Annotated in this window: 1 protein-coding gene; it reads right to left on the minus strand. The window is 67.2% G+C overall.

Annotated features, from left to right (window positions below; translation table 11 throughout):
• Positions 1-64: 64 nt before the first annotated feature.
• Entirely contained in the window at positions 65-1,939 is a 1,875-nt protein-coding gene (locus ACIPIA_RS15030) for an ABC-F family ATP-binding cassette domain-containing protein (RefSeq protein ID WP_400510711.1), read from the minus strand.
• Positions 1,940-2,010: the final 71 nt, after the last annotated feature.

Here is a 2,010-nt window from a genome sequence, read left to right on the forward strand (position 1 = left end):
CGATCCGCCCTATTGGGATCGCTGGGATTGAGGCAGGGGCGCCGCGGAGCCGTTCGGCGGCGTCTCAGGCGCTCTCCAGCTCCTCGCCGAGCAGCAGCCACTCCTCTTCGGCCGCCGTGAGCGCTTCCGACAGTTCGGCGCGCTGGCGCGAGAGCTGCAGCGCCTTCTCCGGCTCGCGGGAGAAGGCGCCGTTGGCGAGCGCGGCGTCGACCTTCTCGATCAGCCCGGTCAGCTTGGCGATGCGCGCTTCCGCAAGGTTGAGCTTCTGCCTGAGCGGCCCCTGCGCGGCGCGCTTCGACGCCGCCTCCTTGCGCTCGTCCGTCTTCGGCTTGGGCGCTCCGGCCTCTGGCGCAGGCTTGCCGCGCTTTTCGGCCTTGGCGGCGCCCAGCACATAGGTGCGGTAGTCGTCCATGTCGCCGTCGAAATTCTTCACCGTGCCCCCACCGACCAGCCAGAGCCGGTCGGCGCAGGCCTCGATCAGGAAGCGGTCGTGGCTGACGAGGATGACGGCGCCCGGATAGTCGTTGATCGCGTTGACCAACGCCGTCCGGCTGTCGATGTCGAGATGGTTCGTCGGCTCGTCGAGGATGAGCAGATGCGGCCCATGAAAGGTTGCAAGCCCCAGCATGAGGCGGGCCTTCTCGCCGCCCGAGAGCAGCTTTACCGGGGTATCGGCCTTGGAAGCAGGGAAGCCGATCTGCGCTGCCTTGGAGCGGACCTTCGCTTCCGGCGCATCCGGCATCAGGTCGCGCAGGTGCCCGACCGGCGTGTCCTCGATACGGAGCTCGTCGAGCTGATGCTGGGCGAAATAGGCGGTCTCCAGCTTGCTCGACTTCTTCATCTCGCCGGACATCGCATCGAGCCTGCCGCCGATCAGCTTGCAGAAGGTCGACTTGCCGTTGCCGTTCGAGCCGAGCAGGGCGATGCGGTCATCGGGCGCCAGCGAAAGGTTGAGCCGCGACAAAACCTTGCGCTCGCCATAGCCCGCGCTGACGTCGTCGAGCACGATCATCGGCGGCGAGAGCGGCTTCTCCGGTCCGGGGAAGACGAAGGGCTGGACGTCGCGGTCGACGATCGCCGCAATGGTCTGCATCTTCTCAAGTCGCTTCACGCGCGACTGCGCCTGGCGGGCCTTGGTGGCCTTCGCCTTGAAGCGGTCGACGAAGGCCTGGAGGTGCTTGCGCTCGGCGTCCTGCTTCTCCTTGGCCCGGGCGAGCTGCATCTGCTTCTCGGCGCGCTGCTTCTCGAAGGAGGAATAGCCGCCGCGATAGAGCGTCAGCTTGCCCTGGTCGAGATGCATGATGTGGTCGACGCTCGTGTCGAGCAGTTCCCGGTCATGGCTGATGACCAGAACGGTATGCGGGTAGCGCTCCAGATAGTCGTAGAGCCAGAGCGTGCCTTCGAGGTCGAGATAGTTGGTCGGCTCGTCCAGCAGCAGCAGGTCGGGTTCCGAGAACAGCACGGCGGCGAGTGCGACGCGCATGCGCCAGCCGCCCGAGAAGTCGGAGCAGGGGCGCTGCTGCGCCTCTTCGTTGAAGCCGAGGCCGTGCAGCACCATCGCGGCCCGTGCCGGGGCGGAATGCGCGCCGATATCGGCGAGCCGCGTCCCGATCTCGGCGATGCGGTGCGGGTCGGTCGCCGTCTCCGCTTCCTTCATCAGTGCCGTGCGCTCGGCATCGGCGGCAAGCACGACCTCGATCAGGGTTTCCGGGCCGCCGGGCGCCTCCTGCGCCACGCCGCCGATGCGCCGGCCCTTGGGCAGGCTGATATTGCCGCTCTCGGTGCCGAGATCGCCGGTGATGATCTTGAACAGCGTTGTCTTGCCGGTGCCGTTGCGCCCGACGAACCCGACGCGCGCTCCGTCCGGGATCGCGGCGCCGGTATGGTCGAGCAGCAGGCGCTCGCCGAGGCGGTAGGTGATGTCGTTGATCGTCAGCATGGCCGCCGCTTTATGCGGTTTGCGCGCGAAAACGCAATGCAAAGCCGGAATACGGGCCTGCGGTCACCGTT

It is taken from the genome of Allobosea sp. CER48, assembly GCF_044752385.1.
Classification (GTDB): Bacteria; Pseudomonadota; Alphaproteobacteria; order Rhizobiales; family Beijerinckiaceae; genus Allobosea.